This window comes from Aeromonas sp. A35_P, from assembly GCF_002259925.1.
Lineage (GTDB): Bacteria > Pseudomonadota > Gammaproteobacteria > Enterobacterales > Aeromonadaceae > Aeromonas > Aeromonas dhakensis.
In genome coordinates, this window is record NZ_NEVB01000231.1 from 1 (window position 1) to 23,110 (window position 23,110).

Sequence of the window (23,110 nt, forward strand, 5' to 3'; positions counted from 1 at the left end):
CCTGATTACCCATGACCCTCAGCCAGCTTCAAGAGCCGATATGGCATCGGAGGGCTTGCCACGACTGCATGCCCCAATTCAACCAACATGCTTTTGAGGTCAAAACGATGATTAAACCGGAAGCAGTATTCAGCAAGATGTCTCGGTAAATGCTTCGCTCCGAGCGTATGGCAACTGCCCCGCAGCGAGTTCTTCACATTCCCTATCATCGTGTTTACCCAGTTGAATGCCGGATGATCCAGCAAGTCAAGGTTGCCCCCGGTGACAACACCCAGGTGCTCACAATTGGCCTCCTTCACCGCCCTGAAACAGGCCAATCCATCGGATATCACCGCGCTACCACTGGCAACATGCCGTTTTGCCCAATCAGCAATGGACTTGGTTTTGAAACCATCGACCACCGTCATCCGCATCTTGATTGGATGCCCTTCCTTGTTCAGGGCCACTGCTGCCACAAATGGCGTCTTGCCTGCCGCGCCCCGACCCCGTTTGCCACCACGGTGCTCGCCACCCCAGTAGACATCATCGAGCTGAATGATGCCGCTGATGGGCTGCTTGTCATCGGACTCTTTCATGGCTTGCAGCAGCTTGTGCTTGAGCATCCAGGCGGTGTCATATTTGACGCCCAACTGGCGCTTTAGCTCCATCGCTGACAAACCTGTTTTGGTTTGTGACAACAGGTGCATCGCCAGAAACCACTTGGTCAGCGGGAGCTTGGTGTTTGCGAAAATAGTGTTCCCAGTCAATGACATCTGGTGATGGCAGTGATTGCATTGCAGCACGCGTGGCCGACTTTTCAGGTGACAACAGGTCTTGTTGGCACATTCAGGGCAGACAAAGCCGTGAGGAAAACGCCAAGTGAACAACGCGTTTTCGCACTGAGCTTCAGTGCCATAGTCCTTGAGAAGCTCAAACAGGCTGTAGCCTTTCTGGAATTGGACTTTGCTTTTGGCCATGATCTCGCTCCTCGATAACTGTGCATAAGATCAGTATAGTTCGGGGTGACTGCTAATCATGGGTAATCAGGAACTTTATTGTTACAAGATCGCCTTGTGTACAAACTTTATGAGCAATGTACAAACTTTATTGTCACTGCACACCATCAGCAGTACTGGCCAGCTACCCAACCGGAGGACCAGGCCCACTGGAAGTTGTAGCCACCGAGCCAGCCGGTCACGTCCACCACCTCGCCGATGAAGTAGAGGCCGGCCACCTTGCGCGCCTCCATGGTCTTGGAGGAGAGCTCGTTGGTATCCACCCCCCCCCAGGGTCACTTCGGCGGTGCGATAACCCTCGGTGCCGTTGGGCAGGATCTGCCAATCCCCCAGCAGGGTGGCTACCGCCTCCAGCTCCCGCTCGTTGTATTGGCGCATCGGCTTGCTGACCAGCTGACCCAGCTCCACCAGCTTGTCGACGAAGCGCTTGGGCAGCTCGCGCCCCAGCACGGTTTTCAGCTCCTGCGCCGGATGGGCCTGGGCCCACTCCCTGAGGGTGGCTGCGATGTCGAGCTCCGGCAGCAGGTTGATGTGGATCTTCTCCCCCGCCAACCAGAAGGAGGAGATCTGCAGGATGGCCGGGCCAGAGAGGCCACGATGGGTGAACAGCATGGCCTCCTTGAAACAGGTGCCATCCTCGGCGGTCACCGCCACCGGCAGGCTGACTCCGGCCAGATCGGCGAAGGCCTCTTTATCTGCCTGATGGAGGGTAAAGGGCACCAGCCCGGCACGGGTCGGCAGCACCTTGAGGCCGAACTGCTCCGCCAGCTTGAAGCCGTAGGGGGTGGCGCCGAGTTTCGGCATGGAGAGGCCGCCGGTGGCCACCACCAGCGAGTGGCAGCTGATCTCACCCTGACTGGTGGTCAGCACGAAACCCTCTGCGCCCTTGCTGACGGTGAGGATCTCGGTCTGGAACTGCAAGGCCACGCCGGCCCAGTCACACTCGGTCAACAGGATGTCGACGATCTCCTTGGCGCTCTCGTCACAGAACAACTGGCCCAGCGTCTTCTCGTGATAGTTCAGGCCGTGCCGGTCCACCAGATCGATGAAATCCTGCTGGGTGTAGCGCGCCAGCGCCGACTTGCAGAAGTGGGGGTTGGCCGAGAGGAAGGCGTGGGGACCGGCCTGATGGTTGGTGAAGTTGCAGCGGCCGCCGCCGCTGATGAGGATCTTGCGGCCCGGTTTCTTGGCGTTGTCGAGCACCAGCACGGAGCGGCCCCGATAACCGGCCTAGGCCGCACACATCAATCCGGCCGCCCCGGCGCCGATCACCACCACATCAAACTGCTTCATCATCACTCACTCATCCAAAGAAAAACGGCCCCTGTTCACACGAGAGACCGTCATTGTACCCGGCAGCAACCAGCCCAGTGGTTTCAGGGCATCTGCAACAGAAAACGGCCCCTGTTGAGAGGGGCCGTCATTGTACTGGCTGAACACTAAGTGTCCACGACTATCAGGCGTTGGTGCCGTCCATGATGCTGGCCGGGGCACCCTTGGCCAGCTCGGCCAGCTCCTTGTCGATGAAGTAGAGGCCCTTGCCGTCCTCGCCCACCAGGCTCAGACGATCGACGATGCTCTTGAACAGCTTCTCCTCTTCGTGCTGCTCGGCCACGTACCACTGCAGGAAGTTGAAGGTGGAGTAGTCCTGGGTGGTGAACGCCACGTGAGCCAGGCCGTTGATGCACTTGGTGATGTGGTATTCATGCTCGAGGGTGGTGCGGAAGATGTCGCCCAGCGACTTGAACTCGTGGGGAGGGGCATCGATGGCGCCCAGCAGCGGCATGGCACCGGTCTCGCTCACGTAGGTGAACAGACGCTCCATGTGCTGACGCTCCTCGACGGCGTGCTGGCGCAGGAAGGTGGCAGCCCCCTCGAAGCCCTTGTCCTCACACCAGGCGCTCATCTGCAGGTAGAGGTTGGAGGAATAGAATTCAAGATTAATCTGCTCGTTCAACTTCTCGATCATGGCTTTGGCCAACATGATGATTCTCCACTGTGATTTGGTCACGATTGTCGCCACAGTTGCAGCCCGACGCAACCAGATAGCGCAGCCTAAGATCCCGGTTGTGACAGCTTCTCGCCTCATCCTATCCCCCATACGGTTATAGAGAAGCAAAGAAACATGGTGTAAGTGGATTCAGCCATTATGATGGCGCCAGTGGTCGGGGAAAGGATTCAATGAGATTCATAATGGCACTGGCGCTGCTCTGGATGACCCAGCTGCAGGCCACTCCCTCCTTGCTGGAAGAGGCTGAACTGCAGGCGGCGCGCGATCCGGTCGGCTATCTGCAGCGCCTCGACGCCGAGCCGGCGCAAGAGATGGAATTGTTCTACGCCAGAGCCCTGGCCCAGGCCGCACTGGGGCGCTATCCGCAGGCCCTGCTCGACAACGCCCGGGCCCGCGGGCTGGCCAGCGCCCAGCAGGAGACCCTGCGCTTGCTCGACTTCCGCTTGCAGCAGATTGCCCTCACCCTGGATACCGAGGCGCCGGATCAGGCGCTCACCCTGCTGGAGCAACTCAGACCTACCATCGCCGGCCATCCGCAGCAGACCTCGGAGTGGCACGCCCTGAACGGGCTCGCCCTCTACCGCACCCAGCAACTGAGCCCGGCCATCGCCGAACTCAAGACCGCCTTTCGCCTCAAGCAATCGGAGCCGGACACCCCCATCGCCAGCCTGCAGTGTGCCCGCCTGCTGATGACCCTCGGCAACCTCTATGCCGACCTGAATCTGGCGCGGGAGGCCGAAAGCTATTACCTGGAGGCGCTGCAACGCATGGTGAAGCTGGACGAACCCAACAGCCAGATCATCATCCGCGCCAACATGGCGCGGCTCTACATAGACACGGATCGCCCCGCCCTGGCCAGGCGACTGCTGGAGAACCTGCTCAGCAACCCGGAGCTGGCGCCGGATTACCGCGCCATCATCCTCGGCTATCAAGCCATGGCGCTCAACGCCCAGCACGACTGGGCCGGCGCCCTGCGCACCCTGGACGAGGCCCAGGCTCTCTATCGGCAGCTGGGCTACCCGGAAGCCGGGGCTCGCCTGCTGGAGACCCGGGCCCGGGCGCTGCAGGGTAGCGGCGAGAAACAGCTGGCGCTGCAGGTGCTGACCAGCCAAGGGAGTGCGGGGGCCGCCAGCAAGGCGCTGCAAGCCAGCTTGCTGGCGGACCAGGGGCGCTACCCGGAGGCCTACCAGGCGCTCAGCGAATACGTAAGCGACTACAAGCAGCACTTCAACCAGACCCTGAGCCAGCATGCCGCCGCCTTCCAGGCCGAGATGGATCTGGCACGCAGCGAGGCCAGCAATCGGGTGCTGCAACAGGAAAACGAAAACAAGCGCCAGCAACTGCTGCACCAGCAGAGTGCCCGCCACTACCAGCTGATGCTGGTCGGTCTGCTGGCCGGAGCCCTGCTGCTGCTCGGGTTCACCACCCATCGGCTGCATCGCAGCTCACGTCACCTCTACAAGCTGGCCACCTTCGATCAGCTGACCGAGCTGCCCAATCGCCGTGCCCTGCTGGAGCGGCTGGCAAGCCGCTGGCAGCAGGAGGGGCCGCTTACCCTGCTCATCATCGACATCGATCACTTCAAGCAGATCAATGACAGGCATGGCCATCAGGCGGGAGACAGGGCTATTCAGCGGCTGGCGCGGGAGCTGAGATCCTGGGCGCCCGACCTGCAGCTGGTCGGGCGCTGGGGTGGCGAGGAGTTTCTGGTAGCGGTGCCGCTGCCGGCGGCGGATTGCTGGTCTCTGGCGGAACAGCTGCGCCAGCGCATCGGCCAGATCGAACAGCCGCGCATGACCATCAGCATCGGGGTGGCCGGCCGCTCGGCCGCCGATGACGGGCTGGGCCAGCTCATCCACCGGGCCGACATGGCCATGTATCAGGCCAAGCGCCAGGGCCGCAACCAGACCATACTGGCCGCGGAGCCCGGCAGCCAGGAAGAGCGGGAGGAGCCGGTCAGCAGCGTGGCCTGAGCCGCAACCTCCCCTGGTTCAGGGCTGCAGTTCGGTGAGGGAGGCGACATCCACCGGCTCGCCATAGTCCACCCCCGCCAGCTCGAAGCCGTTGAGCTGCATGAAGTCCTGCCGCAAGCCGGCAAAATCCCCCAGCGCGTGGAAGTTGTCCGGCGTCACCTTGGACCAGAGCGCCGAGACGGCAGCCTGCACCGCCGGGTCGAGCTCGTGGTCATCCATCCGGATCAGCCGGTTGCCGTCGGCCACCACCCCTTGCGGGCCGTACATCTTGCTGGCGAACAGCCGCTGCATCTGCTCGATGCAGCCCTCGTGCACCCCGCGCTCCTTCATCACCCCCATCAACAAGCCAAGATAGACAGGCAACACCGGAATATAGGCACTCGCCTTGGTCACCAGCGCCTTGCAGACCGACACCCAGGCGTGGCCACCGATCTCCGCCAGCTGCAGGTTGATGGTCTCGGCGGTGGCGTGCAGGTGCTCCTTGGCGTAACCGATGGTGCCATCCCGATAGAGGGGGTAGGTCGATTCGGGGCCAATGTAGGAGTAGGCCACGGTCTGGGCGCCGGGCGCCAGACAATCTGCCTGCTGCAGTGCCTGCAGCCAGAGCTGCCAATCCTCGCCCCCCATCACGCTGACGGTGTCGCGGATCTCCTCCGGTGTAGCCGGATCCAGTGACTGCTGCACCAGGGCATCGCGCTCCAGATCCAGCCCCCAGCCACGAAAGGGCTGGCCGGTGGTCTTGAGCACGGAGCGCACCTGGGTGCCGTCCGGCAGTACCCGGATGCCGCTCGCCAGCGAGTAGATCACCAGATCCACCTGCCCGAGCTGCTGGCGGATGACGTCGATGGCCTGCTGACGCATCTGGTCCGAGAAAGCGTCGCCGATCAGGTTGATGGCCACGCGGCCAGCCTGTTCCGCCTCCGTGCGAAACCAGATGTTGTTGTACCAGCCGGCGCTGCCCAGCCCCTTGTCGGAGGGGCCGCGTTCGAACGACACGCCAATGGTGTCGGCGCCGGCCCCGAAGGCCAGGGCGATGCGCGACGCCAGCCCGAAGCCGGACGAAGCGCCCAGCACCAGCACCCGTTTCGGCCCGTTGAACGGGCCCGCAGCCCGGACCCGCGCGATCTGCTGCAGCACGGCGGCGCGGCAGCCGATGGGGTGACAGTTGCGGGCGACGCAGCCCTGGATTTGCGGATGAATGATCATCAAGGAGTCTCCGGGAAAAGAATACGACAGCAGGAACGGCCGTGGGACGCAGCGGCGCGCCACGGTTTGCCAAGGGAACTGGCTACAGCATAACCAAGCGGGGCGGGATTACCTTGATGTCGGGCGGAATATCGGCGGGCAGAGGGCAGAAAAACAAAAGGGAGCGCGAGGCTCCCCAAAGCGGTATTCAGATGCTTTTTGTTGTTTTGTGTTCATTGCGAAACACGGGCACATCCTATGCCTGTCACCGGCTGCGGGCAAGCCGGCGGGTGTGACCGGCTTCAAACTCCTGTTCGATTTATCGCCAGTTTATTGCCCACCACAGGCCGCAAGCTCCATAAGAAACTCGTTTAAATCCCAAAACTGTGCCGGGGACACCATTTTAGTTTCAGCAGACATTGGTATAGTGGACTCAGGATCAGTGAGGAGAACTCCCATGAATGGAACCTATTACAAACACATACTGGCCGCGATCGACCTGTCGGAAGACAACCGCAAGGTGATCGAGAAGGCGGTCGACCGGGCCCGCTCCAACGGCGCCAAGCTGTCGGTGATCCATGTCGATGTGGACCTCAAGGATCTCTACACCGAGATGATCGATATCGACATCGACAACGTGCAGGACCAGGTGATCGCCGAGGCGAAAGAGAAGCTGGAAGCCTTCCTGGCGTCGGTGGACTACCCCATCGAGAAGAAGCTGGTGATCTGCGGCGATTTGAGCGAGCGGGTCAACCAGGCGGTCAGGGATTATCAGATCGATCTGCTGGTGTGCGGCCACCGCCAGAGCTTCTGGAGCCTGCTCACCTCGAGCGCGCGCCAGCTGATGAATACCGTGCCCTGCGATCTGCTGGTCGTCCCCTTGCAGAAGTAACTGAACAGGCGTAGTTTGATTTGCCATGAATATGACCTCGTTCAATCACAACTACTGGTGGTGCTGCTCTTAAACAGGCGGCACTGCTTTTCTATGTAAAATTCCCCAAAGAAAACACCGTGACCGCCGAGAGGCGGTCATTGTTTTCATCCCTTTGTCGCCTCCCGGCTCACCCAACTGGAGAGAGTGACATGCACAACCCCGTTATCCTGACCGGCGACCGGCCCACCGGCAAACTGCACATCGGCCACTATGTCGGCTCGCTGCGCCAGCGCGTGGCCGCCCAGCACCATTATCGCCAGTTCGTGATGATCGCCGATCTGCAGGCGCTGACCGACAACGGCCACAACCCGGCCAAGGTGACCGATCACGTGCTGGAAGTGATGGCCGACTACCTGGCCGCCGGCCTCGACCCGGCCAAGACCACCTTCTGCCTGCAGAGCGCCCTGCCCGCCCTCGCCGAGCTCACGACCTATTACCTCAACCTGGTCAGCGTCGCCCGGCTGGAGCGCAACCCCACCGTCAAGGCGGAGATCCAGCAGAAAGGGTTCGAGCGCAGCCTGCCGGCCGGCTTCCTGATCTATCCGGTCAGCCAGGCCGCCGACATCACCGCCTTTCGCGCCACCCATGTGCCAGTGGGCGAGGATCAACTGCCGATGCTGGAGCAGACCAACGAGATAGTACGCCGCTTCAACTCTCTGGTTGGCAAGGAGGTGCTGACCGAGTGTCAGCCCATTCTGAGCGACACCGGCCGCCTGCCCGGCATCGACGGCAAGGCCAAGATGTCCAAGTCCCTCGGCAACACCATAGAGCTCGGCATGTCGAGCGACGAGATCAAGCAGGCGGTGTTCGCCATGTACACCGACCCCAATCACCTCAAGGTGAGCGATCCGGGTCAGGTGGAGGGCAATACGGTGTTTGCCTATCTCGATGCCTTCCATCCCGACAAGGCACTGGTGGCCGAGATGAAGGCCCACTACCAGCGCGGCGGGCTGGGGGACATGCGCTGCAAGCAGGTGCTCAATGACTGCCTGCAGACCCTGCTCGCCCCGATGCGGGAACGGCGCGAGGCGGCCATCGCCGACAAGCGCCAGCTGCTGCGCCTGTTGCAGCAGGGTACCGAGCAGGCGCGCGCCCTGACCGACGAGGTGCTGGCCGAGGTGAAGGGGGCAATGGGGCTCGACTACTTCGCCGGACTGAACTGATCCGCCCCGCGCTGCGCCGGGCTGCCGAGCGCATCCGCGCCGTAGCGCTCGAACGCCAGCCGGTGCAACAGCCCCTTGAACCAGCCGATCGCCTCGTCATGGGCGGTGAGCGGGTGGCCCGCCATCAGGTAGACGATGGGGATGTCGGGGTCCAGCTGGTGCAGGCGCAGCGGGTAGTAGCGGCAGAAGTGGCGCCCGATCATCTCGGGCACCACCACCAGATAGCGGCCGGTGGCCATCAGCGGCGGCACCGCCATAAAGCTCGGTAGCCGGACACCCAATTCACGCTCCACCCCGAAACGGGCCAGCCAGAGATCCACCATGGCCTGGCTGTGACCCCAGCTAGAGGTGTGGATATGGGGCCGGCTGACCAGATCGTCCGGCCCCAGCACGTCCGGCAGTTCGCTGCCAAGGGGCGACAGACAGACCAGCGGGTTATTGAACCAGGCCTCGCGCCACAGCCGGGGCGAGAGGTGGTTGGCATCGGCGAAACCGATCACCAGATCCAGCTCCCCCTTCTCCAGCTCCCGCTCGTAGTCGCTGTCCGCCAGCTCGCACACCTCCAGCCGGCAGTGCGGGGCATGCCGGTGCAGCCGCTCCACCAGCACCGGCAACAGACCGTGTTCCACCGAACCCGGGGTGGCGATGCGAAAGATCCGCCGCGCACTGGCGGGGTCGAACCCCTTCGCCTGTCGCAACCCCTGCTCCAGCATGGCCAGCGCCTGGCGCACCGGGCCGGCCAGTGCCTTGGCGCGCTCGGTCGGCATCATCTCGCGCCGACTCATCACGAACAGGGGGTCGTCCAGCGCCGTTCGCAGCCGCCCCAACGCATGACTGACGGTGGACTGGGAGAGGTGCAGCCGCTCGGCGGCACGGGTGACGTTGCGCTCCTGCATCAGCATGTCGAACACGGTGAGCAGGTTGAGGTCGAGGCGGGAAAGGGGCAATTCCATCGATATTGGCCATGGTTGGATGACGACAATTCATTTTTGGCATAGTAGCAGATTGCATAGAATGCGCAGGCGAATTACATCGGAGATTAAAATGCGTAGCTATCTGTTGTTGCTGGCGATTGGCCTGTTGTGGGGCTCCCAGTTCATTTTCATGCATCAGGCCGTGACCGAATTGCCCCCCATCATGGTGGCAGCGGGTCGCGCCTTGTGTGGCAGCCTGACCCTGGGTCTGCTCTGCCTGTTCATGCGTCTCAAGAGCGAGCACACCCCGTGGCGTACCTATATGTTGATCGCCCTGCTGGATGCCACCCTGCCCTTCATCATGGTGGCCTGGGGTCAACAGTATGTGGATAGCGCCATCGCCGCCGTAGTAATGGGTTGTATCCCGTTTGTCACCATCCTGATGGCACCCTTGTTGGTTTCCGGTGAAAAAATCACCAAGGGCGGTCTCGTCTCCGTGGTCATCGGCTTCGTCGGCGTACTGGTGCTGTTCTGGCCGAAACTGGCCAGCGGCATGAATGCCGGCCTGCTCGGCGCCATGGCCATCCTGTTCGGTGCCAGCTGCTTCGCCATCGGCCTGCTGATGATCAAGCGCTTCGCCAAGGACCACCCGGTGGTCGTGGCACGCAACATCCTGATCTCTTCGGCCATCCAGCTGCTACTGGCCGCACCGTTCGTCACCGATCTGAGCGCGCTCACCCTGCCGAGCCAGCAGGCCATCGGCGCCGTCGCGGTGCTCGGGGTGTTCTGTACCGGTCTGGTCTACTTCCTCTACATGGCGCTGATCCAGAAGGCGGGCCCGACCTTCGCCTCCTTCAGCAACTACCTGGTGCCGCTGTTCGGCGTCATGCTGGGTGCCCTGTTCCTCGGCGAGCAGATCCAGTCCACCACCGGCGTGGCACTGGCCCTGATCCTGGGCTCGGTCGCCCTCAACCAATGGGCCCAGCAGCGCCGCGTCCAGCGGGAGGCTGCCCTATGTCAGGCATCCTGACCACGCTCTGCGGCGGCCTGGTGGTGATCGCCGGCTGGCAGTATCGCCAGCGGCTGGTGGGTCTGCTCGGGCTGTTGATGGTGCTGCTGCCCTGGTTCTTCGACAGCAAGCTGCAAGCCATGCTGAACTATGCGTTGAGCGCCTGACGTCTGTTTCTGAATGTGTGACGAGAGTGTATCTCTCCTGTTTTTGGGACCGTTTTAAAAAAACCTCCGATTTGTCCCCTCTACCGGCGCTCTGCGCCGGTTTTTTTATACCTGCCGCCCGTCACACCCGATAGCGATAACTGAGTCGCTCGTTCTTGCGCGGGCCGGTGATCTGCCAGCCGATCAGAAAGCCGTCCCCGGTCGGCGTCAGCTCGGCGCTGTAGTGATCCTGGCCACACAGATGGGGTTCGGCGGTGAGCCAGCGACCATCGGCCTGGGGCAGCAGCTCGAACAGCACCACCGGCTGTTCATAGCGCAGATGGGAGAGCCGGAGCCCCTGCTCGCCACGTTGCCACCAGAAGCGATTGTGCATGGTCAGCACCCGGCCATGGGGCGTGGTATAACGACCCGTCTCGACAAACAACCAGCCCCCCTGATGATCGGTCACCACCACCTCCCCCTCGCCGCTGCCACACCAGTCGGTGGCGGAGCCTGTCCCGTTGCTCGCGCTAAAGGCAAATGCTCCGATCTGTGGCAACTGGCGCCATAAACGCTGGATCACAGCTTCCTTCTCGGCCATCATAGCCCCCTTCAAAATTGACAACTGACGACAAATCAACCACATGAACTACTTGATAGGGGTTACCCTGCTCTGGTCATTCTCCTTCAGCCTGATCGGGGTCTATCTCGCCGGCCAGGTTGATGCCTACTTTTCGGTGCTGACCCGCATCGTGCTCGCCAGCCTGGTGTTCCTGCCCTTCCTGCGCCGCCGCTGGCTGCGGCCCGACCTGGTGGCCAGGCTGATGGCCCTAGGCGCCACCCAGCTCGGCATCATGTATCTGTTCTATTACCACTCTTTCCTGCTGCTGACGGTGCCGGAAGTACTGGTGTTCACCATCTTCACCCCCATCTACGTCACCCTGATCCACGATCTGCTGGAGCGGCGCTTCAAGCCGGTCTATCTGTGGGGTGCGCTGCTGGCGGTGCTGGGGGCGGCCGTCATCCGCTTCGACGGGCTGACCGAAAGCTACGTGCTGGGCTTCCTGGTGGTACAGGGTGCCAACGTCTGCTTCGCCCTGGGTCAGGTGGGCTACAAGGTACTGCTAGCACGGGAGGAACAGCAACCGCCGCAACTGGCGGTGTTCGGCTGCTTCTATCTGGGCGCCCTGGCCGTGGCCCTGCCCGCCTGGTGGTGGCTGGGTACGCCGCAATACCCCACCAGCGCCCTGCAGTGGGGCATTCTGTTGTGGCTGGGGATAGGTGCCTCGGGCCTTGGTTACTTCCTGTGGAACAAGGGGGCGACCCGGGTCAGCAGCGGGGTACTGGCGATCATGAACAATGCCCTGATCCCGGCAGGTCTGCTGGTCAATCTGCTGCTGTGGGGCAAGGATACCGACCTGCTCAGGCTCACCTTGGGCGGCCTGCTGATGCTGGCCTCCCTCTGGGTGTGCCAGCGTCATGGGGTAAGTGAGCGCTGACTAAAAATCAGCCAACGACTGTGTTGTGCTCCCGCCTAGCCTGACCGTGGCAAATGGCCAGCCGGGCCAGCAGATGATCGATCTGCTCGCCGGCCTGGCTTTGTACCAGCCCGATGCTGACGGTCACCGGCCGTTGCGGCAGCAGGCTGGCATCGGCGATCTCCATCCGCAGCCGCTCGGCAATCTCGAGGCCGCTCAGCCGGTCGGTCTGGGATAGCATCAGAATGAAGCCGTCTTCGTCCCAGCGGGCGAAGGGGTCTTCCCGCCGCAGCTCGTGGCGAACGATGCGGGCCAGCTTAGCCAGCATGGCGTCGCAGGCTGCCTCGCCAAACAGCTGCTGGATCTTGGCTCTGTGGTCGACGCTGAATTGCAGCAGGCTGAAACTGCCGCTGGCGCAAGCCAGCTGCTCATCGAGCAGCTGTTCGAAGTGGCTGCGACTCTCCAACCCGGTGAGGGGATCGGTACCGTGCCGCTCCTCCACTTGCACCGTCTGCGGTTCGAGCAGACGCACCACCCCCAGCACCTGGCCGTGGACATCGCGCCTGGCCCGCTCTTCCAGTCGGACATAGTGGCCGTCGTGATGCAGGATGCGGTATTCGAGCCGGATCTGGGCCACCCGCCCGCTCTGGCAGGCCAGCTGCGCCTCCTGCAGGTTTCCCACATCGTCGGGGTGCACCCGCTCCAGCCAGCCGAGATCGTCCAGACCGGCTTCGTTCAATCCCAGCAGCAGCAGACAGGAGAGATCCCGCTGCACGCCCTGCTGCGGACTCCAGCTCCAGAGCCCTGCTTCCAGCAAGGCGATGGCATCCGCCATCAGCGCCAGATCAAACCGGGTAATTGCCTCCCTGAGGGGAGCCTTGAGCATGTCCATCGAGCGCCTCGACACCGAATCTGAAGACCTTCTCAATAAGTAACATTGGCTCTCACGCCGAGCAACAGGGTCAGCTCGCTTTTCCTTGATAGCCGTTCATCAGGGCCTGCCAGTTCTCCGGCACGAAGTGAAAACTGGTATGCAGCTGGGACTCCTTGTTGAAGGAGCGCAGCAAGCGTTCCAGGTTGGCCTGCTGCCAGTTGCCGGGCGAGCGGATGGCCCCCTTGTCGAAGTCAATCACCCACACCTTGCCCTCCTTGTCGAGCAACAGGTTGTGGCTGTTGAGATCGGCGTGATAGACCCCAGCGTCGTGCAACCGGCGCACCGTCTGGCCCACCTTGTGCCACACCTCGCCGGCGATCGGCCCCTGCTTGAGCAGGGCAACCAGATCCTTGGCGCCGCGAATGCGCTCGATCAGGATGTCGGCCCGGTAGAAGGGGCCCTGTTTGGCCATGCGGGCGGCAAACGGGCGCGGCACCGGCAACCCCTGAGCGCTCAACTTGGCCAGCAGGCTGTATTCGGCCATGGCCCGGCTCGACTCCACCCCTTCGAACCAGAAGCGATCCCGCACCACCTTGCCCACCATGCCGCCGCGATAGTAGTGACGCAGCACCAGGTGGCGCGACTCGTCCTTCACGAACCAGGTCACGCCACGGCCGATGGAGGTACCCACCACCTGCCGGTTGTTCTGCCACCAGGCCGGATCAAACAGCTCGGGAGAAGGGTCGCGAAACGCCCCTTCGGCATACCAGCAGATCTGGTTGTGTTCGGTCTGAATTTGCATCTTGGTCATTCCGGTCGGTCATCGCTACGGGTCGGCGCTCAGGGCCAGGGCAACAGGGGCCCGGTGGGGCCGGCTGCCAGTCGTGCGCAATTTTACAATCCACAGGGGAGTTTGCATAATGCCATCCATCCATTTTGCCATCGTTGCGCCACATCATGCCGCTGTTCCAAACGCCGCCCTCCTCCATCTGCATCCTGCGGCTCTCCGCCATCGGGGATTGCTGCCACGCGCTGGCGCTGGTGCGCGTCATCCAGCGGGCCTGGCCCCAGACCCACATCACCTGGATCACCGGCAAGATTGAGGCGACCCTGTTTGCCGACCTGCCCGGGGTCGAGGTCATCCCCTTCGACAAGAGCAAGGGCTGGCGCGGCTACCGCGATCTCTGGCAGGCCCTCAAGGGGCGCAGGTTCGATGCCCTGCTCCACCTGCAGGCGGCCATGCGGGCCAGCATCGCCACCCTCGGCATCCGGGCCAAGGTCAAACTCGGCTTCGACCGGGAACGGGCCAGCGACGGCCAATGGCTGTTCACCAACCATCGTGTGCCCTCACCCGCCTCACCTCACGTGCTGGACGGCTTTCTCGCCTTCGCCAAAGAGCTCGGCATCCAGGATCTGACCCCGGACTGGCAACTGCCCATCAGCGCCGAGCACCAGGCCTGGGCGAAGGAGCAGATTGGCGGCAAGCCGACCCTGCTCATCTGCGCCGCCGCCAGCAAGGCCTTCAAGAACTGGACGGCGGCCGGCTATGCCGCGCTGGCGGATCACGCCGCCAGCAAGGGGTTTCAGGTCTATCTGTGCGGCGGGCCAGCCAAGCTGGAACGGGATCTGGCTGCCGACATTCAGCAGCTGAGCCAGAGCAAGCCGGTGGATCTGGTGGGGCAGACCAGCCTCAAGCAGCTGCTGGCGCTGATCAAGGAGGCCAACCTGGTGCTGGCCCCCGATACCGGCCCGGCTCACATGGCCACCCTGGTGGGTACACCAGTGCTCGGCCTCTATGCCCATCACAACCCGGATCGGACCGGCCCCTATCTGTGCCGCGACTACGCGGTCAGCGTCTATCAAACGCTTATCGAGCAGGAGACCGGCAAGCCGCTGGCCGAGCTCGGCTGGCGCACCCGCCTCAAGGATGCGGACGCCATGGGAAAAATCACCAACGAACGGGTCATCGCCGCCTTCGACCGGCTCTGCGCCGAGCGCCAACTGCCGCACGGATAATGAGCGCAACTCGGAAATCCCGAAGCCAGCGGCAGGGATAATCTGCTGGCCCGACCCCGCAACGGCAGGCAGAATGAGGGCCAATGTGGGTTACGCTCCCGCAGCAAGCTACGAATACTTTGATCGGCTGGAATATGATTCCGGCCGTTTTTTTATCCGCTGCCTTCTGTTAAAATTCGCCGCCTTTACATCCCTCTTCTTTCAAGAATTTTCCGCGTTTCGGATTTGGCTGTCTCCCTTTCGGGCACAAGACGGCGGCCTCTGCTACAACCAAAACACGGGTTTAGATTAAAGGTACAGACATGGCGCAACAAGGCACTCTCTATATCATCTCCTCCCCGAGCGGAGCGGGTAAATCCAGCCTGCTCAATGCCTTGCTGACCCAGCACAACAGCGCAGGCAAGATGCAGCTGTCGGTCTCCCACACCACCCGCGCCACCCGTCCCGGTGAAGAGCACGGGGTGCACTACCATTTCGTCAAGGTGGAAGAGTTCAAGGCGCTGATCGAGCGCGGCGACTTTCTGGAGTGGGCCGAGGTGTTTGGCAACTACTACGGCACCTCCCGCGCCGCCATCGAAGCCTGCCTGGCGCAGGGCATCGACGTCTTCCTCGACATCGACTGGCAGGGTGCCCGCCAGATCCGCGAACAGATGCCGACCAAGTCCATCTTCATCCTGCCCCCCAGCCGCGAAGAGCTCGAACGTCGCCTGATCGGCCGCGGCCAGGACAGTGCCGAGGTGATCAAGGGTCGGATGGAGAAAGCCATTGCCGAAATGGTGCACTACGACGAGTATGACTATGTCATCATCAACGAAGACTTTGAGCAGGCGCTGTTCCAGCTCAGGGCCATCATCGAGTGCCAACGGCTGGAATTGCGCCAGCAGCAGCAGGCCCAACAAAACTTGCTGCAACAGCTACTGGCAGAATAGGCCAAAAACAAGTAAACTTTTGCGTCATTTTTAAACACCGCTTTTTTAAACCGAGAAAGCCCAAACACTGGAGTCCTGCATGGCACGCGTTACTGTAGAAGATGCTGTAAAACAGGTAGGTAACCGTTTTGACCTGGTGCTGGTCGCCGCACGCCGCGCCCGCCAAATCGCGGTTCAAGGCAAAGATCCCCTGGTTGACGAAGAGAACGACAAGCCGACCGTGATCGCCCTGCGCGAGATCGAACTGGGTCTGGTGAACAACCAGGTGATGGACACCCAGGACCGTTACGAGCAGCAAGAGCAGGAAGCCGCCGAGCTGGCTGCCGTTGCTGCCATCGCCGAAGGCCGCGGTTAAGTCAGCTGTTTCCCATAGTCGGCGCCCGCCCGGGTGCCGACTGTTCTCCCCCATTTACAACCGCTCGAAAACCTCGCAAACTCAGGACTATACCCTCTATATCCACGGATTGCCGTTTCACCGCTGCGGGGACTGTCTTGTATTTATTTGAAAATCTTAAAGAAATAGCCAGTTCCTACCTGCCACCCGAGCAGGTGGAGAAGCTCAGGCAAGCCTATGTGGTGGCCCGTGATGCTCACCAGGGACAGATGCGTTCCAGCGGCGAGCCCTATATCACCCACCCGGTTGCCGTTGCCCGCATTCTTGGCGACATGCGCCTCGATCATGAAACCCTGATGGCCGCCGTGCTGCACGACGTCATCGAAGATACCCCTGTCACCAAGGCCGACCTGGCCGAACTGTTTGGCGATGCCGTTGCCGAGCTGGTGGCCGGCGTCTCCAAGCTCGACAAGCTGAAGTTTCGCGATCGCAAGGAGGCCCAGGCCGAGAACTTCCGCAAGATGGTGATGGCCATGACCCAGGATATCCGGGTCATCCTGATCAAGCTGGCCGACCGCACCCACAACATGCGCACCCTCGGCTCCTTGCGACCGGACAAGCGCCGCCGCATCGCCCGCGAGACCCTCGAAATCTTCGCCCCCATCGCCAACCGCCTCGGTATTCACACCATGAAGAACGAGCTGGAAGAGCTGGGCTTCGAGGCGCTCTACCCCATGCGCTCGCGGGTGTTGCGTGAATCGGTGCGCCGCGCCCGCGGCAATCGCCGTGAAATCATCGACTCCATCCAGAGCGAGATTGAAGGCCGGCTGCGCGAAGCAGGCATCGAATCCCAGGTCAGCGGCCGCGAGAAGAACCTGTTCTCCATCTACAACAAGATGGAGAAAAAAGAGCTGCAATTTCATGAGGTAATGGATATCTACGCCTTTCGCGTGAGGGTGAAGGACATAGATACCTGTTATCGGGTGCTGGGCCAGATGCACAGCCTCTACAAGCCCCGCCCCGGCCGCTTCAAGGATTACATCGCCATCCCCAAGACCAACGGCTACCAGTCGCTGCACACCTCGCTGGTGGGGCCGCACGGGGTGCCGGTGGAGGTGCAGATCCGCACCGAATTCATGGATCAGATGGCCGACAAGGGCGTTGCCGCCCACTGGGCCTACAAGCAGGATGGCGACAGCTCGGGCACCACGGCCCAGATCCGCGCCCAGCGCTGGATGCAGAGCCTGCTCGAGCTGCAGCAGAGCGCCGGCAGCTCCTTTGAATTCATCGAGGGGGTCAAGACCGACCTCTTCCCCGACGAGATCTACGTGTTCACGCCGGAAGGGCGCATCATGGAGCTGCCCGCCGGGGCTACCCCGGTGGACTTCGCCTACACGGTACACACCGACATCGGCCACGCCTGCGTCGGCTCGCGGGTCGACCGCCACCCCTATCCGCTGAGCAGCCCGCTGCACTCCGGCCAGACGGTGGAGATCATCACGGCGCCGGGGGCCCGCCCCAACGCGGCCTGGCTCAACTTCGTGGTGACCACCAAGGCCCGCTCCAAGATCCGCCAGTTCCTCAAGAACCTGCGCACCGAAGAGTCGGTGGTGCTGGGTCGCCGCCTGCTCAACCATGCGCTAGGCGCCAAGAACATTGAAGACATCCCGGAGCCGCGCATCAAGCAGGTACTGGCCGACACCAAGCACGAGAACCTGCAGGGCCTGTTGGCCGACGTAGGCCTTGGCAACGCCATGAGCGTGATGGTGGCGCGCCGCATGCTGGGAGATGAACTGCCGCCGGAAGAGCAGCCCAAGTCCAGCAGCAAGAAGATGCCGATCAAGGGTGCCGACGGCATGCTGGTCACCTTCGCCAACTGCTGCCGCCCGATCCCGGGGGACGCCATCATTGCCCACATCAGCCCGGGCAAGGGCCTGGTTATCCACCAGGAAGCCTGCCGCAACATCAAGGGTTATAGCAAGGAACCGGACAAGTACCTGCCGGTGCAGTGGGAAGTGGACAAGGAGCAGGAACAGGAGTTCCGTACCGGCATCAGCATCGAGATCGTCAACCACCAGGGCGCCCTGGCGGAGCTGGCCAACGTGATTGCCGCCACCGGCGCCAACATTCACGCCATCAGCACCGAGGAGAAGGATGGCCGGGTCTATCTGGTCACCCTGCTCATCACCACCAAGAGCCGGATCCACCTTGCCAACATCATGCGCAAGATCCGGGTGATGCCGAACGTGCTCAAGGTGAGCCGACAGAAAAACTGACCACAGGCGGCGCAAGCCGCCTGCTGCTTTTCAAGAGACATGCATGCTGGCCAGGCGCCAGCGCGAGTTGACCCTGTGCATGCAAGCGATGCACGTCCCAGCCTCATCCGATAGAAACTGACATGACACCTGAACGCTTCAAACGAATTTCCGACATGCTGGCCCAGCGCCAGCTCGATCTGACCGTCTGCATGGAAGAGGTCCACAAGCCGCACAACCTGGCCGCCATCGTGCGCACCGCCGATGCCATCGGCATCCATCGGGTACACGCGGTCTGGCCCAAAACCTGGATCCACAAGCGCAAGGGCACCGCTCGCGGCAGCCAGAACTGGGTGGACGTGAAGTTGCACCCGGACATCGGCAGTGCAGTGGCCGAGCTCAAGGCCTCCGGCATGCAGATCCTGGCGACCCACCTCTCCGACAGCTCGGTGGATTTTCGCGCCATCGACTACACCAAACCCACCGCCATCCTGGTGGGCCAGGAGAAGCACGGTATCGGCGAAGAGGCGCTGGCCCTGGCCGATCACCATATCGTCATCCCCATGGTGGGCATGGTGCAGTCCCTCAACGTCTCGGTGGCCGCCGCCGCCATCCTCTATGAGGCCCAACGCCAGCGCGAACTGGCCGGCTGCTACCAGCGCGGCTGCCCGCTCGACCTGGAGGAGCAGAACAGCATACTGTTCGAGGGGGGCTACCCCATCTATGCCCAGCTCTGCAAGGAGAAAGAGATGCCCTATCCCCAGCTCGGTCCAGCCGGCGAAATCCTGGCGGACGAGCAGTGGTGGCAGCAGATGCAGCTGACGCGCAAGGGCTGGGCAGCCCAGCAATCGGATGATCCCTCGGAAGAGTACGCTGATGAAGCTTAACCACCTGCCCCTGCTGGCCCTGACCCTGTTTTCTGCCGGAGCCCTCGCCGTGAACAATCCCTATCAGCTGACGCCGGAAGCCGATGTCGCCACCCTTCATCAGCAGACGCTGCCCGACTTCTGGCGCCAGCACGCCGTCGAGAGCGCCTTCAAGGGCAAGGATGGCGTCACCATCCGCTATGCCGCCCTGCGCCAGGCCAAGGTCGATCGCGCCATCCTCATCGTCAACGGCCGGGTCGAAAGCTACCTCAAGTATCAGGAGCTAGCCTGGGATCTGTGGCGTCAGGGCTACAGCCTCTACCTCATCGACCACCGCGGGCAGGGTTTGTCCGATCGGCTGCTGGCCGACCAGGAGAAGGGCTATGTCGACCAGTTCGACGATTATGTGCTCGATCTCAAGCAGTTTCATGACGAGGTGATCGCCCAGGACCAGCCCGCCAAGCTGTTCCTGCTGGCCCACTCCATGGGCGGCGCCATCTCGGCCCGCTATCTGGAGCGCTGGCCCGATGATATCGAGGCAGCCGTGCTCTCCTCCCCCATGATGGGCATCAATCTCGGCGGCCTGCCCAAGTGGCTGGCCAAGGGGCTGGCGGCCACCATCGGCACGGTCGGCGGCTGGCTGGGCGAGCCTCCCTATGGCCCGGGCCAGGGCCCGTACGAGAGCCACGACTTTGCCGACAACGGTCTGAGCCACAGCGAAGCCCGCTATCAGGCCTTCCGCGACCTCTATGAGCAGCGCCCGCAGATCAAGCTGGGGGGCGCCACTGCCCACTGGATCTATCAGGGGCTGACGGGGGCGGACGCCGCCGTGGCCGAGGCCGGCGCCATCAAGACGCCACTGCTGCTGCTGCAGGCCGGTGACGACGACGTGGTGGACAACACGGCGCAGGATGCCTTCTGTGCGCTCGCCCGCTGCGAGGGGGGCAAGCCGCTGCGCATCGAAGGGGCTTGGCACGAGCTGTTCATGGAAGCTGACCCACAGCGCCAGGCCGCACTCAACGCCACCCTAGCCTTCTTCGCACGCTACTAGCGGCTGGTTATTTTTTGTATCCCTAAATAAATGGGGTCGCGGGAGCGGTTGCTGTACACTGCTCCCGCTTTCATTCGTAACCCCGAGGTGATGATGTATAAGGTCGTTGTATCTGATCTCGATGGCACCCTGCTCAACGGGCAGCACCAGATCTCCCCCCGCACCCGCGATACCCTGCACCGCCTGGTGGATCAGGGAGTCAAGTTCGTGGTGGCCACCGGCCGCCACCATGTGGATGTGCGCAGCATCCGCGACACGCTCGGGCTCGACATCTACCTCATCACCTCCAATGGCGCCGTGGTGCACGACAAGCAGGATCAGCTGATCTTCAACCAGGCTCTGCCGGACAGCGTGGCGGCCGAGCTGATCGCGCTGGAGCGCGATCCCTCCATCCACATCAACCTCTACTACGGTGACGAGTGGCTGGTGGAAGAGGAGCAACCCTGGCTGCTGCAGTTCCATCATGAATCCGGCTTCAGCTACCGCCTGACCGATCTCGCCAGCCATCCGCTGGACAAGGTCAACAAGGTGTTTTACATCGGCGAGCACGAGAAGCTGCTGCAGATCGAGGCTGAGCTGAACCAGCGTTATGGTGATCGGCTCAACGTCACCTTCTCCCTGCCGGACTGTCTCGAGGTGATGCACGCCGGAGTGCACAAGGGCAATGCGGTGCGCGCCGTGCTGGAGCTGCACGGGCTGGAGATGTCCCAGGCGGTGGCCTTCGGGGACGGCATGAACGACTTCGAGATGCTGAGCATGGTCGGCTGCGGCGTGGTGATGGGCAATGCCCACGACCGGCTCAAGCTGGCGCTGGCCAACCACGAGCAGACCCTGAGCTCCGACGAGGACGGCGTCGCCGTCTATCTGGAGCAGCTGTTCGCCCTGCAGGGCGTTGACGTCGCCTGATCACGGCAGCCATGGATACCAATCCAAGGGTGTCCATGGCCTGCAAAACTCCCCTCTGATGCCCTACCAGATGAGGCTTTTCAGGTGCAACTTGTCGAGCATGCTGCCCTTGTTCTGCCACTCAAAGCTCTGGTTTGCCCCGCCGAAGCAGTCGGCCAGCCGCAGCGGAGTGCCCGGCTTGTGGCGCCGGCCGGCCACGTCCAGGCAGCGGTCCGCCTTGCTGTTGAACAGCCGATCTTCCTGCCACTGCCATTGCCGGCTCTCATCCTGGCACTCGGCCATGGCCAGTTCGCTCACCCCCTTGGCCACCAGACAGCGCTGAGCCAATTGCAGGGCACCAGCATCCCAGATGAATTGCTGGTGGGCCCCCTGATCACAGGGCTGAGTGATCAGCAGCCCCTGGTCATTGAGGGCCACGCAGAATCCGCCGCCGGTCACCAGCGCCGAGGTGATGGGCGTCTCCTGCATAGGGGCAGCTCCCATCAGGATCTCGTCCGGCTTGGGTTTGTAGGAGCAGCCGCTGAGGGCCACGACAATCAGCGCCAGGGTACTGACGCGCAAAGCATTTGGGTGCATATGACATGTTGGCCTGAAGTGTGTTCAATCACGAATGCCCGCTTGCCGCGGATCTGTCCCCAGCATACCCGAAGCCAGGGCGGGAACGGGCCAACAGAAATGTAAACAGACGTGACAAAAAGCTGCGCCCGCAGATTGGCAAACGCCAGAAAGCAAAAAACCCCGCCGAAGCGGGGTTTTTCAGAATGTGGTCGGTGATAAAGGATTCGAACCTTTGACCCTCTGGTCCCAAACCAGATGCGCTACCGGGCTGCGCTAATCACCGAGAGTATTTTGATTCTACAAAAAACAAAGACGACCGTGCGGTCATCCTCGTTATACAGCAAGTATGGTGCGAAGAGAGGGACTCGAACCCTCACACCCGGGGGGCACTAACACCTGAAGCTAGCGCGTCTACCAATTCCGCCACCTTCGCGTACCTGACAAGCTGTAAAATGGGGTGGCTGATGGGGCTCGAACCCACGACAACCGGAATCACAATCCGGGACTCTACCAACTGAGCTACAGCCACCACAGCTGTTTTTCGTTCTTCAACTCGCCCGTTTAACCGGCGCACTTTTGATGGTGCGCCCGACAGGATTCGAACCTGTGACCTCTGCCTCCGGAGGGCAGCGCTCTATCCAGCTGAGCTACGGGCGCTACGCTGTCGAACGGGGCGCAATATTAATGATGAGGAGCCACCTTGTCTACCCTTTTTTTATCAAGCTGAATCAACCGCTTGTTTTTTGATCATTTATGGCTTTTTTTAAGCGTTTTTGTGTTACTCAGGCCGGTTCCGGCCCCTCCCCGCTACTTTTGACCCCCGCCATCTTGCCTGACAACGGTGGGCAAAACTTGACTTGCCTCAAAGCCTCCCTAGAATGAATGAACGTTCATTCAGTCGTTGTGATCATCCAATCATGAACAAGAAAGAACGCATTTTCGATGCGGCTCATGAAGTACTCGGCGAACAGGGTTTCCACGGCCTCTCCATTGCCGTGGTGGCCAAGAAAGCCAGGGTGGCGGCAGGCACCATCTATCGCTATTTCAGCGACAAGGATGACCTGATCCGTCAACTCTATCGGCATACCATCCTCCAGTGTCATCCCCTGGTCATGGAAGGCGTGCAGACAGAGGAGGTATCGTTCGAACAATTTCGGCGGCTGTGGCTCAACATCCACGCCATCTTTGTCGACGAACCGAACGCGCTCAAATGCAAATTGCAGTATGAAACATCCCCGCTGGGAGTTGAGCTGGAGCAGGACCCGGTCATCCAGGCCGCCTGGGCCCCGCTGGATCGCTTCTACGAACGGGGGATAGAACAGGGTCTGTTTATCGACCTGCCCATCCGGGTACTGCAGGTGCTGAGCCTGGACTGTGTGGCGAACCTGGCGTTGCAAAGCCAGGTGCACCAATTCGAACTGACGCAAGAGCAGCTGGAAACCGTGATCCGGGCCAGCTGGCGAGCCATTTTGACCCCTTAAACATTGCACTCATATCTCAGGAGCGAGAGTTC

General features: G+C 61.9%; 22 protein-coding genes, 4 tRNA genes and 1 pseudogene. 14 read left to right on the forward strand and 13 right to left on the reverse strand.

Going from position 1 to position 23,110, the window contains the following annotated elements; all coding sequences use genetic code 11:
* Positions 1-5: 5 nt before the first annotated feature.
* From CAK78_RS18230 to ftnA, 3 genes and pseudogenes are all read right to left on the reverse strand, one after another.
* Positions 6-956: an IS1595 family transposase gene (locus tag CAK78_RS18230; RefSeq protein WP_094697266.1), complete on the reverse strand. Its 951-nt coding sequence runs from the start codon at positions 954-956 to the stop codon at positions 6-8.
* A gap of 146 nt (positions 957-1,102) precedes the next feature.
* A pseudogene (locus tag CAK78_RS18235) lies at positions 1,103-2,288 on the reverse strand (NAD(P)/FAD-dependent oxidoreductase).
* A 163-nt stretch (positions 2,289-2,451) separates the two neighbouring features.
* Entirely contained in the window at positions 2,452-2,979 is a 528-nt protein-coding gene (ftnA, locus tag CAK78_RS18240; RefSeq protein ID WP_021470024.1) for a non-heme ferritin, read from the reverse strand.
* A 209-nt stretch (positions 2,980-3,188) separates the two neighbouring features.
* Between ftnA and CAK78_RS18245 the strand changes: the two genes are divergently transcribed.
* Positions 3,189-4,979 (forward strand): GGDEF domain-containing protein, encoded by a 1,791-nt coding sequence (locus tag CAK78_RS18245; protein ID WP_094698220.1) that lies wholly within the window; start codon positions 3,189-3,191, stop codon positions 4,977-4,979.
* Between the two features lie 18 nt (positions 4,980-4,997).
* Here the strand turns inward: CAK78_RS18245 and fabV are convergent, their stop codons facing one another.
* Positions 4,998-6,185, reverse strand: coding sequence for an enoyl-ACP reductase FabV (gene fabV, locus CAK78_RS18250; RefSeq protein WP_094698221.1), 1,188 nt, complete (start codon positions 6,183-6,185; stop codon positions 4,998-5,000).
* Between the two features lie 436 nt (positions 6,186-6,621).
* Here fabV and CAK78_RS18255 point away from each other — a divergent pair, with 436 nt between their 5' ends.
* Entirely contained in the window at positions 6,622-7,056 is a 435-nt protein-coding gene (locus tag CAK78_RS18255) for a universal stress protein (RefSeq protein ID WP_010635648.1), read from the forward strand.
* Positions 7,057-7,247: 191 nt separating this feature from the next.
* Positions 7,248-8,261 (forward strand): tryptophan--tRNA ligase, encoded by a 1,014-nt coding sequence (gene trpS, locus CAK78_RS18260; protein WP_010635647.1) that lies wholly within the window; start codon positions 7,248-7,250, stop codon positions 8,259-8,261.
* On the opposite strand, the gene CAK78_RS18265 is transcribed toward trpS, so the two are convergent.
* Complete coding sequence (locus CAK78_RS18265) at positions 8,240-9,214, reverse strand: LysR family transcriptional regulator (RefSeq protein WP_094698222.1); 975 nt, start codon at positions 9,212-9,214, stop codon at positions 8,240-8,242. The genes trpS and CAK78_RS18265 overlap by 22 nt on opposite strands.
* A 91-nt stretch (positions 9,215-9,305) precedes the next feature.
* Between CAK78_RS18265 and CAK78_RS18270 the strand changes: the two genes are divergently transcribed.
* Positions 9,306-10,205, forward strand: coding sequence for a DMT family transporter (locus CAK78_RS18270; RefSeq protein ID WP_172442892.1), 900 nt, complete (start codon positions 9,306-9,308; stop codon positions 10,203-10,205).
* Positions 10,190-10,351 carry a hypothetical protein gene (locus CAK78_RS18275; protein WP_094698224.1) on the forward strand — a complete coding sequence of 54 codons (162 nt, stop codon included), beginning with the start codon at positions 10,190-10,192 and terminating at the stop codon, positions 10,349-10,351. Before CAK78_RS18270 ends, CAK78_RS18275 begins: the two co-directional genes overlap by 16 nt.
* Positions 10,352-10,472: 121 nt before the next feature.
* Here CAK78_RS18275 and CAK78_RS18280 read toward each other — a convergent pair whose 3' ends face one another.
* Positions 10,473-10,931, reverse strand: coding sequence for a DUF6314 family protein (locus tag CAK78_RS18280; protein ID WP_094698225.1), 459 nt, complete (start codon positions 10,929-10,931; stop codon positions 10,473-10,475).
* A gap of 43 nt (positions 10,932-10,974) precedes the next feature.
* Between CAK78_RS18280 and CAK78_RS18285 the strand changes: the two genes are divergently transcribed.
* The gene (locus CAK78_RS18285; protein ID WP_094698226.1) at positions 10,975-11,829 is read left to right on the forward strand and encodes a DMT family transporter; all 855 of its coding nucleotides are present in this window, start codon (positions 10,975-10,977) and stop codon (positions 11,827-11,829) included.
* A gap of 7 nt (positions 11,830-11,836) precedes the next feature.
* On the opposite strand, the gene CAK78_RS18290 is transcribed toward CAK78_RS18285, so the two are convergent.
* Positions 11,837-12,700 (reverse strand): sensor domain-containing diguanylate cyclase, encoded by an 864-nt coding sequence (locus tag CAK78_RS18290; RefSeq protein WP_176452848.1) that lies wholly within the window; start codon positions 12,698-12,700, stop codon positions 11,837-11,839.
* Between the two features lie 70 nt (positions 12,701-12,770).
* Complete coding sequence (locus CAK78_RS18295; RefSeq protein WP_026139294.1) at positions 12,771-13,484, reverse strand: 3-deoxy-D-manno-octulosonic acid kinase; 714 nt, start codon at positions 13,482-13,484, stop codon at positions 12,771-12,773.
* Positions 13,485-13,639: 155 nt separating this feature from the next.
* Between CAK78_RS18295 and CAK78_RS18300 the strand changes: the two genes are divergently transcribed.
* From CAK78_RS18300 to CAK78_RS18335, 7 genes are all read left to right on the forward strand, one after another.
* Positions 13,640-14,698 (forward strand): glycosyltransferase family 9 protein, encoded by a 1,059-nt coding sequence (locus CAK78_RS18300; RefSeq protein ID WP_094698260.1) that lies wholly within the window; start codon positions 13,640-13,642, stop codon positions 14,696-14,698.
* Between the two features lie 302 nt (positions 14,699-15,000).
* On the forward strand, positions 15,001-15,627 hold the full coding sequence (gmk, locus tag CAK78_RS18310) for a guanylate kinase (RefSeq protein WP_094698227.1): 627 nt from the start codon (positions 15,001-15,003) through the stop codon (positions 15,625-15,627).
* 79 nt (positions 15,628-15,706) lie between these two features.
* Complete coding sequence (rpoZ, locus tag CAK78_RS18315) at positions 15,707-15,982, forward strand: DNA-directed RNA polymerase subunit omega (protein WP_005307060.1); 276 nt, start codon at positions 15,707-15,709, stop codon at positions 15,980-15,982.
* Positions 15,983-16,119: 137 nt separating this feature from the next.
* The gene (gene spoT, locus CAK78_RS18320) at positions 16,120-18,237 is read left to right on the forward strand and encodes a bifunctional GTP diphosphokinase/guanosine-3',5'-bis pyrophosphate 3'-pyrophosphohydrolase (protein WP_011704079.1); all 2,118 of its coding nucleotides are present in this window, start codon (positions 16,120-16,122) and stop codon (positions 18,235-18,237) included.
* Positions 18,238-18,359: 122 nt separating this feature from the next.
* On the forward strand, positions 18,360-19,103 hold the full coding sequence (trmH, locus tag CAK78_RS18325; protein ID WP_094698228.1) for a tRNA (guanosine(18)-2'-O)-methyltransferase TrmH: 744 nt from the start codon (positions 18,360-18,362) through the stop codon (positions 19,101-19,103).
* Positions 19,093-20,133 carry an alpha/beta fold hydrolase gene (locus CAK78_RS18330; RefSeq protein ID WP_094698229.1) on the forward strand — a complete coding sequence of 347 codons (1,041 nt, stop codon included), beginning with the start codon at positions 19,093-19,095 and terminating at the stop codon, positions 20,131-20,133. The genes trmH and CAK78_RS18330 overlap by 11 nt, the downstream gene beginning before the upstream one ends.
* Before the next feature lie 93 nt (positions 20,134-20,226).
* Positions 20,227-21,039, forward strand: coding sequence for a Cof-type HAD-IIB family hydrolase (locus CAK78_RS18335; RefSeq protein ID WP_094698230.1), 813 nt, complete (start codon positions 20,227-20,229; stop codon positions 21,037-21,039).
* A 63-nt stretch (positions 21,040-21,102) separates the two neighbouring features.
* Here CAK78_RS18335 and CAK78_RS18340 read toward each other — a convergent pair whose 3' ends face one another.
* From CAK78_RS18340 to CAK78_RS18360, 5 genes are all read right to left on the reverse strand, one after another.
* Complete coding sequence (locus CAK78_RS18340) at positions 21,103-21,615, reverse strand: RICIN domain-containing protein (RefSeq protein ID WP_094698231.1); 513 nt, start codon at positions 21,613-21,615, stop codon at positions 21,103-21,105.
* 188 nt (positions 21,616-21,803) lie between these two features.
* A tRNA-Pro gene (locus CAK78_RS18345) sits at positions 21,804-21,880 on the reverse strand.
* Positions 21,881-21,944: 64 nt separating this feature from the next.
* Positions 21,945-22,030 (reverse strand) — tRNA-Leu (locus CAK78_RS18350).
* 20 nt (positions 22,031-22,050) lie between these two features.
* A tRNA-His gene (locus CAK78_RS18355) sits at positions 22,051-22,126 on the reverse strand.
* A 51-nt stretch (positions 22,127-22,177) separates the two neighbouring features.
* A tRNA-Arg gene (locus CAK78_RS18360) sits at positions 22,178-22,254 on the reverse strand.
* A 260-nt stretch (positions 22,255-22,514) separates the two neighbouring features.
* Between CAK78_RS18360 and CAK78_RS18365 the strand changes: the two genes are divergently transcribed.
* The gene (locus CAK78_RS18365; RefSeq protein WP_176452849.1) at positions 22,515-23,078 is read left to right on the forward strand and encodes a TetR/AcrR family transcriptional regulator; all 564 of its coding nucleotides are present in this window, start codon (positions 22,515-22,517) and stop codon (positions 23,076-23,078) included.
* The last annotated feature ends 32 nt before the right edge of the window (positions 23,079-23,110 follow it).